Origin of the sequence: Aquabacterium soli, from assembly GCF_003933735.1 — a bacterium.
GTDB lineage: Bacteria > Pseudomonadota > Gammaproteobacteria > Burkholderiales > Burkholderiaceae_C > Aquabacterium > Aquabacterium soli.
In genome coordinates, this window is sequence record NZ_RSED01000003.1 from 253,883 (window position 1) to 266,963 (window position 13,081).

The window sequence follows — 13,081 nt, forward strand, 5'->3', positions numbered from 1 at the left end:
ACTTTCACCCCATGATCGTTTGCGTCTGTCACAAAGTCTCTGACCGCGACATCAAGCGCCAAGTGCGTGATGGCTGTTCGTCGTTCGAGGCTTTGCAGTTCGAGACCGGTGTGTCCACCTGCTGCGGCTGCTGCGAAACATGCGCCCGCGAAGTGTTCGACCAGGCGCAAGGCAATACGATGATTGAGCGCCCCATCGTGATGGTGGGCTCGCTCTCGATGGCCTGAGAGGGCCTCCTCGGCTCCATCAGGTGGCCCCTAGAAGGGGCACAACTGTCGCCGGGTATTTCTCACGAACTGGCGCGCTTTCCGCCCGCAGTTCCGCCTCAAGTCACTCCGCCTTCTGTCGAAACCTCTCACAGGATTCCGCGCCTTTTGCGGGATGCCGTGCCTGACGGGGAGCGACATGGCCTCTTTCTTCTTTCTGGACGATCACCCTGCACGTGCAGGCCGCAAGGCTGCCGCCCGCGCAGCCACACCTGTCCGTGAGCCTTCGGCCAGCAGCGCCGCCCTGCGCCAGGATGCCCCGGCGCCGGAATGGGCGCCATCGTCCAGCTTTCGCAAAGAGGTCCGCCCCCCTGCCCTGTTCGCCCGCTCGCAGCCGCAATGGCGCCGCTGGGTGACCACCGCCTGGCACTGGCTGTGGGATGAGCAGGATCTGGAAGACCACCCGCGCGTGCTGCAGGGCCTCAACCAGGTCAAGACCGAATTCATGTCCGTCGTGTGGGATCTGCAGTCGTACACGGCCACTCGCGCCCGCGAATCCATCACCCAGGCCCGTTCGCTCCGGGAGCTGTGGCACCTGCGCGCCGACGTTTTCCGCGTGATCGCGGTGCACCGCGGCCAGGCCGAGGCCTACCGCCGCATGGAGAGCCTGAACCGCCACTTCCCCGTGCGCATCACCTCCGCGTGCGACCAGGCGCCCGTGCCCATGGGCAAGGTTTCGCCGTGGTGAGTGCGGCCGCAACAGACTGATCGGTCACATCCGGCCACATTGTTCCCAGTTGTGCCCGCCCTCAGGCGGGCGAAGGTGCGCCAGACCGTTGCACAATGGCGTCTGTTACGCAGCAGACCCATGAACATCATCATTCTGGACGACTACCAGGACGCAGTGCGCAAGCTCAAATGCGCCAGCAAGCTCGACGGCCTCAACGCCAAGGTCTATACCAACACCGTGAAGGGCACCGGACAGCTGTCCGTGCGGCTTCGTGACGCCGAAGCGCTGGTGCTGATCCGCGAACGCACGCACTTCCCAAAAGCCCTGCTGGAAAAGCTGCCCAAGTTGCGCCTGATCTGCCAGACAGGGCGTGTCGGCAGTCACATCGATGTAGAAGCCTGCACCCGCCTCGGCATCGCCGTGGCCGAAGGCGTTGGCTCTCCCATCGCGCCGGCTGAGCTGACCTGGGCCCTGGTGATGGCCGCCATGCGGCGCCTGCCGCAGTACATCGGCAACCTCAAGCACGGCGCCTGGCAGCAGGCCGGCCTCAAGGCGGCCTCCATGCCGACCAACTTCAGCCTGGGCATGCAGCTCAAGGGCAAGACGCTGGGCATCTGGGGCTACGGCAACATCGGGCAGATCGTGGCGGGTTACGGCAAGGCCTTCGGCATGCATGTGACGGTGTGGGGCGGCGAGGCTTCGCGCCAGAAGGCCCAGGCCGACGGCTGTGTGCCCGCCCCCAGCCGCGAAGCCTTCTTCGAGGCCTGCGACGTGCTCAGCCTGCACCTGCGCCTGAACGACGAGACGCGTGGGCTGATCAAGCTGGACGACCTGACCCGCATGAAGCCGACGGCCTTGCTGGTCAACACATCCCGCGCCGAGCTTCTGGAAGACAACGCGCTGGTGACGGCGCTCAACCGAGGCCGCCCAGGCATGGCCGCGGTGGATGTGTTCGAGAGCGAACCCATCCTGCAGGGACACCCCCTGCTGCGCCTGGAAAACGCCGTGTGCACACCGCACATCGGTTTCGTCGAACTTGACAGCTATGAGCAGTACTTCAGCGTGGCCTTCGACAACCTTGTGAACTTCATTGCCGGCAACCCGAGCAATATCGTCAACCCCGAGGCCTTGCGCGTTCAGCACTGAGCGCCCCAGGCCATGGAAGCTGAGCGCTCGCTGCCCCGGCAGCAATTGAGGGCGGCGCAATGGGCGCTGCTGCTGGGCAATTTCGTCATCGGTTGCGGCGTGATGGTGGTGGGCGGCACGCTCAACGACCTCACCCGGTCGCTGCAGATATCGGTGACGGAGGGCGGCCACCTGATCGCCATCGCGGCGGTGATGATGGGCGTGGGCGCCCCTGTGCTGGCCACCATCGTCTCCGGTATCGACCGGCGCAAGCTGCTGACGCTGGCGATGCTGTGGTACGCCCTGGGCCATGCGCTGTGCGCGCTGGCCCCCAACTACGAGTGGCTGTGGCCCGTGCGTGCGCTGACGGTGCTGTCTGCCGCCGTGTTCACACCGCAGGCAGCGGCTGCCATGGGTTTCATGAGCACGCCGGCGCACCGCGGGCGGGCCATCACCTTCGTGTTCATGGGCTGGTCGGTGGCGTCGGTGGCAGGCATGCCTTTGGCGGCCTGGGTGGGCGAGAGGATGGGGTGGCGCATCGCCATGGGCCTGGTGGCCGTGGGCGCCCTGTTCGCTGCGGCGCTGGTGTACCGCAGCATGCCCAAAGGCATCCGGCCACCGGCCTTGTCATGGCGGGCCTGGCGCAAGGTGCTGCAATCGCCCTTGCTGATGGCGGTGGTACTGGTGACGGCGTTCCAGAGCTCGGGGCAGTTCACGGTGCTGGCTTTTGCCGCCCCGTATTTCAAGCATGGTTTCGGTGCCAGTCCGGAGCAAATCAGCCTGATGTTCGCGTATTTCGGGGCGCTGGCACTGACAGGCAACCTGCTGCTCAACCGGGTGGTTGATGGTTTTGGCGCGGCGCGCGCCGTGACGCTCACGCTCGGCCTCATGACCCTGAGCCTGCTGATCTGGCCCTTCGCCACCACCCTGCCCACGCTGGCGCTGGTGTTCCTGCCATGGGCGATCAGCGGCTTCGCGACCAACTCGGGCCAGCAGGCGCGGCTGGGCGGGCTGTCGCCACGGTTGGCCCCTGCCCTGATGGCGCTGAACACCTCGGCCATCTACATCGGTCACGCGGTGGGGGCCTCCGGCGGCGGCTGGGTGCTGGAGCACGGCGGCGGCTACGCCAACCTGCACTGGCTGGGCCTGGTCTGGATGCTGGTGGCCTGGGGCCTGAGCCGCTGGGCTCAACGAGAACAGATCAAGCGCGATGCCCGGGCCATGGCAGCCGCGGACTGACGGCAGGCCTGCACGCCGCTTCGTGCGGCATGCCAGGGCTTGTCAGAAGCCGCGCTGGCGGCGGGCCTCGTACAGGCCCACGGCGCTGGCCACCGACACATTCAGGCTTTCCACAGCGCCCAGCATCGGGATGCTGACCAGCTCGTCGCAATGCTTGCGGGTGAGCTGACGCATGCCGCTGCCTTCAGCGCCCAGCACCAGGGCGGTGGGCCGCTTGAAATCGGCCTGGTAAAGGGTGCCCGGGGCGTCGTCAGCCGTGCCCACCACCCAGATGTCGCGTTCCTTGAGTTCATTCAGGGTGCGGGCCAGGTTGGTGACCATGAAGTAAGGCACCGTCTCGGCGGCGCCGCTGGCCACCTTGGACACGGTGGCGTTCACGCCCACGGCGTGGTCCTTGGGCGCGATCACGGCATGGGCACCGGCCCCATCGGCCACGCGCAGGCAGGCCCCCAGGTTGTGCGGATCGGTGACGCCATCGAGCACCAGCAGCAGGGGCGGTTGCTCGCCCAGCTCATCAAGCAGGTCGTCGATGGAGCGGGCCTGACTCAAGGCTTCGACGCGCGCGGCCACGCCCTGGTGGCGGTGCGTGCCGCAGAGCTTTTGCAGGCGGTCGTCGTCGACCTCGATCACTTCCAGGCCGGCTTCGGTCGCCTTGGCCAGGAACTGGCGCATGCGCTGGTCACGCCGGGTGGCATCCACGTACAGTTCGCGGATGGACTTGGGGGCGACCTTCAGGCGCACGGACACGGCATGGAAGCCGAACAGCAGTTTCAGACTCATGGGGCGGCATCCTACACGCGTGGTCGCGCCGGAAAGGTCAACTCAGGTCAATCGCCCGTGGGCGAGATGCGGAATTCAAGCACATCGGGCCGCCCGCGCAGGCTTTTGGCCAGGCGGCTCAGGTTCTCGGTCTTGAGCGTGCGCAGCATCATGCGGTATTCGAAGGCCTGGTCATCGGCATCGAGCCGGTAGGCCAGGTTGGCCATGCTGAAGCCATGTTCGGCCAGCAGCGCCCGCAAGGCGGGCTCTTCGACCACCGTGCTGCGGGGAAAGCGGATCACCAACTGCGCGAAGCGGTTGGTGGGCATGCGCATTTCGATGCGGCGGAACAGACCGAGGACGCCGAGCGTGAGCAGCGTGGCCAGGCCCGCTGCGAAGTAAAGCCCGATGCCGATCAGCACACCGATGGCCGCCGTGATCCAGATCGAGGCCGCGGTGGTCAGCCCGCGCACGGACAGGCCTTCCTTGAAGATCACGCCGGCCCCCAGGAAGCCGATGCCCGTCATGATCCCTTGGGCCATGCGGGTGGGGTCGATGCGCACGACATCGCCCGTGCCCGAGGGAAACCATTGGTGCTGGTAGACGGACACCAGCATCAGCAGGCTGGAGGCCATGCAGACCAGGGTGTGCGTGCGAAAGCCGGCCGGGCGCCCGTGGAAGCTGCGCTCCAGTCCGATCAGTCCGCCAGCCAGCACCGCGCCCAGCAAATGCAGCAACTGGTCGATGTAGAGCTGCTCAATGGGCATGGTGACCATGGTGATCATGGGCTCAGGCCACCGCCGCCACGATCTCGCTGAGCTTGCCGGCCTCAATGCGAACGACCCGTTCGCAGCGCTGGGCCAGGGCCATGTCATGCGTGACCAGCACGAGCGCGGTGCCGGCCTCGCGGTTGAGCTCGAACATCAGCTCGATGATGGACTGGCCCGTGGCGTGGTCCAGGCTGCCCGTGGGCTCGTCGGCCATCAGGATGTCGGGCTTCATGACGAAGGCGCGCGCCAGGGCCACGCGCTGCTGCTCGCCGCCGGAGAGCACGGCGGGCTTGTGCTCCAGGCGTTGGGACAGGCCGACACGGGCCAGCATGTCTGCGGCCAGCTGGCGCGCCTGACGGTCACCGCGCAGCTCCAGCGGCAGCATCACGTTTTCAAGCGCCGTGAGGTGTCCGATCAGCTGGAAGTTCTGGAACACGAAGCCGACGTGGGCGGCCCGATGAGCGGCGCGCTGGTCTTCGTTCATCGAGAACAGATCCTGCCCCGACAACTGCACGCCGCCGTGAGACGGCGTGTCCAGCCCCGCCAGCAAGGACAGCAGGGTGCTCTTGCCCGACCCCGATGCCCCCACGACCGCCAAGGATTGCCCCGAGGCCAATTCGAAGTTCACCTCCTGCAGAATGGTGAGTGCCCCGCTGCTGTCCTGCACGGTTTTGTCCAGGCCCTGAACTTTCAGGATGGCGGTGGGCTCTGCCCTAGAGATGTTGTTGCGAACCACGGTCATGCAGATGAACAGTTGGATGTTGAAGCGGCGCACGGCGCGCCATGGTGAACACTCTAAAGGATGGCGGGCATCCGTGGGCGATGGGGCTCATGCCTCGGGCCTGTCCCGGCGCCAATGGCTGGCCGGCGCAGCGCTGGGGATGGCAGGATGGCTGGCCCTGCCCTTGCCCAGCCTGGCTGCCCCAGACAGCAAGGCCAGGTCCAAGGCGTCGGGTCCGGCCACCATCCTGATCGTGGGCGACAGCCTGTCGGCCGAGTACGGGCTCGCGCGGGGCAGCGGTTGGGTGGCCTTGCTGGAAAAGCGCCTGGCCTCGCGCCCGGGTGGGAAGGCCAAGGTGGTCAATGCCAGCATCAGCGGCGACACCACCTCGGGCGGCGCGGCACGCCTGCCTGCCCTGCTCAAGGCCCACAAGCCCACCCATGTGATCATTGAGCTCGGCGCCAACGATGCGTTGCGCGGCCTGCCGCTGAAGGCCACGCGTGACACACTGGACGGCATGGTGCGCAGCAGTCAGGCAACCGGCGCCAAGGTCGTGCTGGTGGGCATGATGATGCCGCCCAACTTCGGGCGGCGCTATGCGGAAGATTTCGCGGCGATCTTTCCGGCGGTGGCCTCGGCCCGTTCGGTGCCGGTGGTGCCCTTCTTCCTGAAGGGCGTGGCCGACCGGGCCGATGCGCGTGATTGGTTCCAGGCAGATGGCATCCACCCGCTGGCCAAGGCTCACCCGGTGATGCTGGACAACGTCTGGCCGGCGCTGTCGCCTTTGCTGTGAGCACGCAGTGGCCGCTGCCCTTTCAAGGGCGGGCAGGCCTCACTTCTTGGGCGGGATGGGCTGGATGGCGCCGATCAGGGTCTCGGCCTGCTTGGCCATCTGCTCTTGCATCTGCGTGAAGATCTGGCTGGACTGCTCCATGTAGCTGGTCATGAAGCTCTGCACCGGGTTGGGCAGCTTGACCACGGCGTTCTCCGTCAGGCGCGCCTGCATGTCGATGAAGCTCTGGATGTTCTTTTCCAGGTAGTTGCCCATCACGCCCTGCATGGTGTGCCCGTAGAAACGGATGATCTGCGCCAGGGCCTGGGTGGAGAACATGGGCACGCCGCCGGTTTCTTCTTCCAGGATGATCTGCAGCAGGATGCTGCGCGTGAGGTCTTCGCCCGTCTTGGCGTCGAGCACGATGAAGTGCTCCACCGCCATCACCATGTCCTTGACATCGGCCAGCGTGATGTAGCTGCTGGTCTGGGTGTCGTACAGGCGCCGGTTGGGGTACTTCTTGATGGCACGCACACCAGGCGGTGGTGCGCCGCCTTCCCCGGCCGCCTCGGGAGCGCCCTCGGTCGATGATGCGGTGCGGCGTGTCCGGGGATTCGTGCTCATCAGGGGCTCCATAAGATCTGGCCCATTGTAGGCACAACGTCAGACCTGCCGCGCAATCAGGGGTGGTGTGATGCGGCGCCGCGGCGGACACATCACGAGGACAAGCGGACAAGTTGGCGATCATGCGGAACCAATGGGGGGTGCGGGCTGTCCCAAGGGGCACCCCTGACACCTCAACGCAAAGGCAGAAACATGACATCCATCCGCCAATCGATCACCGCCGTGGCCGCCATCGGCGCCTTGTGCCTGGGCGCTTCCGTGGCGCAGGCCCAGTATGTCGGGCCATCGACCACCACCAACTACAAGAACGTGGCAGAGATCCTGAAGGACCCGGTGGATGACACCGTCGTCGTGCTGAGCGGACACCTGCTGCGCAAGGTCGGCAAGGAGAAGTACATCTTCTCGGACGGCAGCGCCGAAATCCGCGTGGAAGTGGATGCCAAGTACCTGCCGGCCACGCCCATCAGCGACAAGACCAAGGTCCAGATCACCGGTGAAGTCGAGAAGGAGTTCATGTCCAGCCCCGAGATCGACGTCAAGGGGCTGGTGATCGTTCCCTGACCGTGGGGATCACCCGTTCGGCGCCGCGATCTTGCTGAGCGGGTTCATGGCCTGGGGCTGCGCATGGCCGTTGCCGGCGTGCAGGTCGGGCTGGTCCCCGTTCCAGGTCGGATCGGGGATGGAGTCGAACACCTGGCGCAGGCGCTGGCCCCAGCTGCTGCGGATCATGCGAAAGTAGGCGTTGGTCTCGTCGATGTTGATCAGCTTGTCGACCTTGAGCGAATCGGTCTCGTAGACCAGCAGGTCCAGTGGCAGGCCCACCGACAGGTTCGACTTGAGGGTGGAATCCATTGAGATCAGCGCGCACTTGGCGGCCTCCTCCAGCGGCGTGTGCGGCGTGACCACGCGGTCGATCACGGGCTTGCCGTATTTCGATTCGCCGATCTGGAAATAGCACACGCCGTCGATGCCGGCCTCGACGAAGTTGCCTGCCGCGTAGACGCTGAACAGGCGCATGGGCTCACCCCGGATCTGCCCGCCGACGATCAGGCTGCAGTTGAAATCGATGCCGTGCTTCTTCAGTGCCTCGGCATCGCGGGCGTAGACCTTGCGCACCGCGCTGCCCACGATGCGGGCCACATCGAACAGGCTCTTGGCTGTCCAGATGGTGATCGGATCGCCATCGGGGCCTTCGATGATCTCGTTGCCCAGCAGCTGCTTGACGGCCTGGGTGATGGCCAGGTTGCCTGCCGACAACAACACCAGCACGCGCTCGCCAGCGTTTTCGTACACCGTCATCTTGCGGAAGGTGCTGATCTGGTCCATGCCCGCGTTGGTGCGCGAATCCGACAGGAAAACGAGGCCGGCGTTGAGCCGCATGGCGACGCAGTAGGTCATGACGTGATCACCGATTTGAGTTTGTAGAGCGCGTCCAGCGCTTCGCGTGGGGTGAGCTGGTCCGGGTCGATGCTGGCCAGCAGTGTCAGTGTGGCCGATTCTGCCGGGCTCGTGGTGTGCATATTGCCAGCAGGGGTGGCCGAGACCTGCTCCAGCAGCACGTCGACATCGGGCAGGCCAGCGCCCTGGCTGGTGGAAGCCCCCATGTCGGCGAACAGGTCGATCTGGTCGTCGCTCTGTTTCTGCTGGGTCTCCAGGGTGTCGAGCGCGGCACGGGCCTGGCGGATCAGGCTGGGGGGCATGCCGGCCAGGCGCGCCACCTGCACACCATAGCTTCGGCTGGCCGGGCCGTGCTGCAGTTCGTGCAGGAACACGATGTTGTCGCCGGCCTCGGCCACCTCCACGTGCACGTTGGCGGCACGCGGGTGTTTTTCAGGCAGCGTGGTCAGTTCGAAATAGTGCGTGGCGAACAAGGTGAAGGCCTTGTTGCGGTCATGCAGGTGGCTGGCGATGGCGCCGGCCAGCGCCAGGCCGTCGAAGGTGGAGGTGCCCCGCCCGATCTCGTCCATCAGCACCAGCGAGTGCTCGGTGGCGGTGTGCACGATGGCGGCGGCCTCGGTCATCTCCAGCATGAAGGTGGACTGGGCGTTGGCCAGGTCGTCGGCCGCGCCGATGCGGGTGTGGATGGCGTCGATGGGGCCCAGGCGGCAGGCGCTGGCCGGCACGTAGCTGCCCATGTAGGCCATCAGCGCGATCAGTGCCACCTGGCGCATGAAGGTCGATTTACCGCCCATGTTGGGGCCGGTGACGATCAGCATGCGTCGGTTGGCATCCAGCCGGCAGTCGTTCGGGATGAAGGCGGTGCCGGTGGATTCGAGCAGGCGGGCTTCGACCACAGGGTGGCGGCCCTTGTCGATCTCGATGCAGGGCATGCTGACGAACTCGGGCTGGCACCAGCCCTGGGTGGACGCGCGCTCGGCCAGGGCCGCCAGCGCATCCAGGCTGGCCAGGGCACGGGCCAGCGAGCCCAGCGTGCCCAGGTGGCGCTGCAGCTCATCGAGCAGTTGCTCGTACAGGAACTTCTCGCGGGCCAGGGCGCGGTCTTGCGCCGACAGGGCCTTGTCCTCGAAGGTCTTGAGCTCGGGCGTGATGTAGCGCTCGGCGTTCTTGAGTGTCTGGCGGCGCTGGTAGTCCAGCGGCACCTTGTCGGCGTGGCTCTGCGTGACCTCGATGTAGAAGCCATGCACCTTGTTGAACTGCACGCGCAGGTTGCCGATGCCGGTGCGGGCACGCTCGCGCACTTCCAGGTCGAGCAGGAAGGCATCGCAGTTCTGAGAGATGGCGCGCAGCTCATCGAGATCCGGATCGAAGCCGCTGGCGATCACGCCGCCATCGCGCAGCAGCACGGCCGGGGTTTCGGCGATGGTCCGCAGCAGGCGCTCGGCGATGGCCGGATCAGGCTGCAGGCTGGCGTGGACGTCATCGAGCAGGCGGCTGCCTTCGGGCACGCGCTGGCGCAGATCAGGCAGGGCCAGCAGGGTGTCGCGCAGGCCGGCCAGCTCGCGCGGGCGCACCTGGCGCAAGGCGATGCGAGAGGTGATGCGCTCGGCATCGCTGAGCTGGCGCAGGGCTTCGCGCAGGCTCTCCTGGCCCTGGTGGAGCTGGGGCGGGTTGAGCAGCAGGTCGATGGCCGCGTGGCGCTCCTGCGCCACCCGCTTATCGCGCGAGGGGTGCGTGATCCAGTGGCGCAGGGCGCGGCTGCCCATGCCCGTGCGGCAGGTGTCCAGCAGCGACAGCAAGGTGGGCGCATCCTCGCCGCGCAGGGTCTGTGTCAGCTCCAGGTTGCGCAGGGTGGCGGGCGGCAGGTCCAGCAAGTCGCTGCTGCGCGGCACGCTGAGCGTGGCCACGTGGGCCAGCGCCCTGCCCTGCGTGTGCTCGGCGTAACTCAGCAAGGCCGAGGCGGCGCTGTGCGCCAGCGACAGCGTTTCGGCCTGGAAGGCCTTCAGGCTGGCCACCTTGAGCTGCTCGCACAGCTTGCGTTCGCCCAGGCCGGCGTCGAACTGCCAGCTGGGGCGTGCGGTGAAGGCCGTGCCCCGGGGTTGCGACATCAGGGCCAGCAAGGCTGGCGGCACCCGTTCGCGGTCGTAGATCACCTCTGCCGGCTGCAGGCGAGCCAGCCAGCTGCCCAGGTCGCGCTGCGTGCATTCGGTGATGCCCAGGGTGCCGCTGGCCATGCCCAGCCAGGCCAGCGCGCAGGGTGTGCTGTCGGGCGAGCGGGTGGAATTGGCGCGCGTGGCCTGCACCACCACCGACACCAGCAAGGCATCTGAGCGTTCGGACAGCAGCTCCGCATCGGTGAGCGTGCCCGGTGTGACCACGCGCACCACCTTGCGCTCGACCGGGCCTTTGGAGGCGCCCACCTCGCCCACCTGTTCGCAGATGGCGACGGATTCCCCCAGCTTGATCAGCTTGCCAAGGTAGGTGTCCAGCGCATGCACCGGCACGCCGGCCATCACCACGGGCTGCCCGGCGGACTGGCCGCGCACCGTGAGGGTGATGTCGATCAGGCGGTTGGCCTTGCGGGCGTCGTCGAAGAACAGCTCGTAGAAATCACCCATGCGGTAGAACACCAGGGTGTCCGGGTGCTCGGCCTTGATGCGCAGGTACTGCTGCATCATGGGGGTGTGGGCGCTCAGATCTGGCCCCGTGGGGCGCGGGTTGACCGATCCGCTGGGTACGGCGTTGTCCATCAATGGCTGGGAAGGCATCCGCGTATTTTCGCAGGTTGTTGGGGGCCTTCCGGCGCGAACCGCGCTGGCGCGTCAAACGTGGATTGCAGGCGGGCCACGCGCTGGCTACGCTCGCCTCGCTCTGCCGGCTCAGCGGTATGCCGCCATGGCGATCCAACAGGCCATGTTTCTGACATGGCCCCTCTGAACGTCAAACTGGGGACACATCATGCTGAAAACCCTGCTTCCCGCCGCCCTGCTGGGCACCTTGCTCGCCGCAGCGCCCTCCGCCAGCCACGCCGCCTTCGGGCAGATCAACAATTTCGGCGCCAGCGCCAACTCGGTCGTGGCAGGCACCGTGGTCGACTTTTTCGTCGATTTCGGCGTGAGCACGAACGCGGTCACCAACGGGGGCAGCAACCCCGAGCCCGAACCCGCCGAGGGCTACCAGAGCTGGCAGGTGAACTGGTACAACTACGAGAACGAAACGCTGACATCCGTATGGCTGGAAGCCGGTGGACAGACCTACAACGCCTATCCCAGCGTGCCCGCAGGCGGCAGCTATTCAGGCACCTGGACTTTCTCGATCCTGTTTCCCACCGAAGGGACCTTCGATATCGCACTCAGCGGGGGCTGGAGCCACAGCATCGAGACCTACCACAGCAATGAGAGCGCCTACCGGGATTGCATCAACAACGATCCGGGCGGCACGAATGAGTTGAGCTGCTAGAGCTGGACATTCTTCTACGACGACGGAGGTGACACCTATTCCGGCGATGGCTCATTCGGATCCCAGAACATCGCGATCCAGGTCACGGCCGTGCCCGAGCCTGAAAGCTGGGCATTGCTCGTGGCGGGCGCCCTCGTGGTGGGAGCCGCCAGACGTCGTCGCGCATGAGCGGGGATGCGGCGCCTCAGAACAGGTGCCGCACCCCGAAGGCCAGCCCCCGGCCCGATTGACCGGCCCCGGGGGCGATCACGCCCTTGTTGGCGGCGTCTTCGTTGTCGACGCTGACCAGCCAGCCGTACAGCGATGTACGGCGTGAGAGCGTGTAGACGCCCTTGAGCGAGAAGATGGTCACGCGGTCTTCATCACCGCGGGCATCGGTGGTGCCGCGTGTGCGCGAAGCGCCCGCGGTGAGCAACAGGTCTTGGCCGACCGGCACGGCCAGCTTGGCACCGAGGGTGCGCAGGTGGTCGGCGCCGGAAATGACCGAGGTGTTGGTTTCGTCGTTGGCGTAGGCGGTGATCTTGACCGGGCCGAAGTCGTAGCTGGCCAGCACCATGGTGGCGTTGGCGCCCTGGTCTCCGGCCACGGCGATGTTCTCGTCACGCGCTTTCAGGTAGCCCAGGCCAGCCTGGAAAGGGCCGGCCGCATAGACCAGGTTGAAGCCCCAGGTCTTGCCACCGGTGGCTTCATCGCCCGTCACGCGGTTGTCGGACAGGCCGCTGCCACCGAAGCCGGACGAGCCCAGGGAGTACTGCACCTGCCCGCTCAAGCCGGTGATGACCGTGGGCAGCAGGTAGGTGATGCTGTTGTCGGTGCGGCGGTAGCGCGTGGCGCCACGCGCGCCCACGATGGTGAGGTCGTCGAAGGCCTGGGTACCCGCCATGTCGGCGGCCAGGCCCAAAGGCGTGTCCGTGCGACCCAGGCGCAGCTCGCCCCATGAGCCGATCAAGGCGACGTGGGCATGGCGGTCAAAGAAGCGCGAGTTGCCACCGCTGTTGGCGCCGGTGTCGGCCGCCACGGCGGTTTCCAGCGTGGCACGCACCTTCAGGCCCCCACCCAGGTCCTCGTCTGCACGCAGGCCCAGGCGCGAGGTGCTCAGGTTGCTCGACGACACCCGGGACAGCGAGAAGCCGTCGCCTGAAATGCGCTCTGCAGACACGTCCAGCAGGCCATACAGGCTGACCTGGGTTTGCGCCACGGCGGGCATGGCCATGGTGGCGATCACGATGGCGAGGGTGGACGAGGCCTTCAGGCACAGGGGCATGGAGAGACGGTGCG

15 protein-coding genes are annotated in these 13,081 nt (G+C 66.5%); 8 read left to right on the forward strand and 7 right to left on the reverse strand.

Translation table 11 applies throughout. The features are described 5' to 3' along the window. The first annotated feature begins 11 nt into the window (after positions 1–11). From EIP75_RS04995 to EIP75_RS05010, 4 genes are all read left to right on the forward strand, one after another. Complete coding sequence (locus EIP75_RS04995) at positions 12–227, forward strand: (2Fe-2S)-binding protein (protein ID WP_125242246.1); 216 nt, start codon at positions 12–14, stop codon at positions 225–227. A gap of 178 nt (positions 228–405) precedes the next feature. Beyond that, entirely contained in the window at positions 406–954 is a 549-nt protein-coding gene (locus tag EIP75_RS05000; RefSeq protein ID WP_125242134.1) for a hypothetical protein, read from the forward strand. 120 nt (positions 955–1,074) lie between these two features. Next, positions 1,075–2,082: a D-2-hydroxyacid dehydrogenase family protein gene (locus EIP75_RS05005; RefSeq protein WP_125242135.1), complete on the forward strand. Its 1,008-nt coding sequence runs from the start codon at positions 1,075–1,077 to the stop codon at positions 2,080–2,082. 12 nt (positions 2,083–2,094) lie between these two features. Further along, positions 2,095–3,300, forward strand: a complete 1,206-nt coding sequence (locus EIP75_RS05010; protein WP_125242136.1) for an MFS transporter — start codon at positions 2,095–2,097, stop codon at positions 3,298–3,300. 42 nt (positions 3,301–3,342) lie between these two features. Here EIP75_RS05010 and rlmB read toward each other — a convergent pair whose 3' ends face one another. Genes rlmB through EIP75_RS05025 form a run of 3 tightly spaced genes read right to left on the reverse strand, consistent with a single transcriptional unit; the run spans position 3,343 to position 5,571 of the window. Then, entirely contained in the window at positions 3,343–4,080 is a 738-nt protein-coding gene (gene rlmB, locus EIP75_RS05015) for a 23S rRNA (guanosine(2251)-2'-O)-methyltransferase RlmB (protein WP_125242137.1), read from the reverse strand. Positions 4,081–4,127: 47 nt separating this feature from the next. After that, positions 4,128–4,844: an MgtC/SapB family protein gene (locus EIP75_RS05020; protein WP_233584682.1), complete on the reverse strand. Its 717-nt coding sequence runs from the start codon at positions 4,842–4,844 to the stop codon at positions 4,128–4,130. 4 nt (positions 4,845–4,848) lie between these two features. Continuing rightward, positions 4,849–5,571 carry an ABC transporter ATP-binding protein gene (locus tag EIP75_RS05025; RefSeq protein ID WP_125242248.1) on the reverse strand — a complete coding sequence of 241 codons (723 nt, stop codon included), beginning with the start codon at positions 5,569–5,571 and terminating at the stop codon, positions 4,849–4,851. Between the two features lie 139 nt (positions 5,572–5,710). Between EIP75_RS05025 and EIP75_RS05030 the strand changes: the two genes are divergently transcribed. After that, the gene (locus tag EIP75_RS05030; protein WP_125242249.1) at positions 5,711–6,343 is read left to right on the forward strand and encodes an arylesterase; all 633 of its coding nucleotides are present in this window, start codon (positions 5,711–5,713) and stop codon (positions 6,341–6,343) included. Between the two features lie 39 nt (positions 6,344–6,382). On the opposite strand, the gene phaR is transcribed toward EIP75_RS05030, so the two are convergent. Then, positions 6,383–6,946 (reverse strand): polyhydroxyalkanoate synthesis repressor PhaR, encoded by a 564-nt coding sequence (gene phaR / locus EIP75_RS05035; RefSeq protein ID WP_125242138.1) that lies wholly within the window; start codon positions 6,944–6,946, stop codon positions 6,383–6,385. A 192-nt stretch (positions 6,947–7,138) separates the two neighbouring features. On the opposite strand from phaR, the gene EIP75_RS05040 reads away from it, so the two are divergent. Then, a complete protein-coding gene (locus tag EIP75_RS05040; protein WP_125242139.1) occupies positions 7,139–7,507 on the forward strand; it encodes a YgiW/YdeI family stress tolerance OB fold protein in 369 nt (122 codons plus the stop codon). Positions 7,508–7,516: 9 nt separating this feature from the next. Here EIP75_RS05040 and EIP75_RS05045 read toward each other — a convergent pair whose 3' ends face one another. Both EIP75_RS05045 and mutS read right to left on the reverse strand, forming a co-directional pair. Next, positions 7,517–8,344 carry a proteasome-type protease gene (locus tag EIP75_RS05045; protein WP_233584683.1) on the reverse strand — a complete coding sequence of 276 codons (828 nt, stop codon included), beginning with the start codon at positions 8,342–8,344 and terminating at the stop codon, positions 7,517–7,519. Further along, positions 8,341–11,094 (reverse strand): DNA mismatch repair protein MutS, encoded by a 2,754-nt coding sequence (gene mutS / locus EIP75_RS05050; protein ID WP_420797145.1) that lies wholly within the window; start codon positions 11,092–11,094, stop codon positions 8,341–8,343. Before mutS ends, EIP75_RS05045 begins: the two co-directional genes overlap by 4 nt. A 208-nt stretch (positions 11,095–11,302) precedes the next feature. On the opposite strand from mutS, the gene EIP75_RS05055 reads away from it, so the two are divergent. Together EIP75_RS05055 and EIP75_RS24275 are read left to right on the forward strand one after the other, a co-directional pair. Beyond that, positions 11,303–11,803, forward strand: coding sequence for a hypothetical protein (locus EIP75_RS05055; protein ID WP_199758493.1), 501 nt, complete (start codon positions 11,303–11,305; stop codon positions 11,801–11,803). Positions 11,804–11,893: 90 nt separating this feature from the next. Continuing rightward, positions 11,894–11,971, forward strand: a complete 78-nt coding sequence (locus tag EIP75_RS24275) for a PEP-CTERM sorting domain-containing protein (protein ID WP_233584696.1) — start codon at positions 11,894–11,896, stop codon at positions 11,969–11,971. Between the two features lie 16 nt (positions 11,972–11,987). On the opposite strand, the gene EIP75_RS05060 is transcribed toward EIP75_RS24275, so the two are convergent. After that, positions 11,988–13,067, reverse strand: a complete 1,080-nt coding sequence (locus tag EIP75_RS05060) for a porin (RefSeq protein WP_233584684.1) — start codon at positions 13,065–13,067, stop codon at positions 11,988–11,990. Between the last annotated feature and the right edge of the window lie 14 nt (positions 13,068–13,081).